General features: G+C 64.7%; 1 protein-coding gene. It reads right to left on the reverse strand.

Annotation, left to right across the window (positions count from 1 at the left end; all coding sequences use genetic code 11):
• Positions 1-109: 109 nt before the first annotated feature.
• Positions 110-515 (reverse strand): transposase (locus tag AB6A69_RS16265; RefSeq protein ID WP_371061572.1); only part of this gene is annotated, 406 nt, incomplete at its 5' end.

Genomic DNA, 515 nt, shown 5'->3' on the forward strand with positions numbered 1-515 from the left:
GGGCAGATCGGCCCGCGAAGCCGCCGTGTTGTGCCCCGACGGCGGTGTTTTTCAGCGAAGCGGGCAGACCTGTCCTGCCGCTTTCGTTCAGTTTGGGCTTGGATGGCGGTCATGCGCATAGCGGAGGCGCCCGAAGACGGCGGATCGCGGCGAGGATGGCGCGGACTATCGGGCCGGTGACGGCCACCTCGGCCAGCTGGAAGGTGATAGCGCGGGCGTGACGCACAACGCGGGCGCCGATCTTGATCAGCTTCAGTTGCAGGCTGGTCAATGACCAGTCGGCCATCGCCTCGGGCAGCTCGATGCAGCGCAAGATGGTGGCCAGGTTGTAGGCCAGAGCGTGCAGTTGCAGCCGCACCTCGTTGTCGCGAAACTTCCGGCATGACAGCCGTGTCCAGCGGAAGGCGTATTTGCCTTCCTTGATGTGTTGCTCTGCGGTGCCGCGCTGGTTGTAGAACTGCACCACCCAGTCCGGGTCCATGGGCATGTTGGTGACGATGAAGCCGACACGCGGG

The sequence above is a fragment of the Rhodosalinus sp. 5P4 genome, from assembly GCF_041365695.1.
Classification (GTDB): Bacteria; Pseudomonadota; Alphaproteobacteria; order Rhodobacterales; family Rhodobacteraceae; genus Rhodosalinus.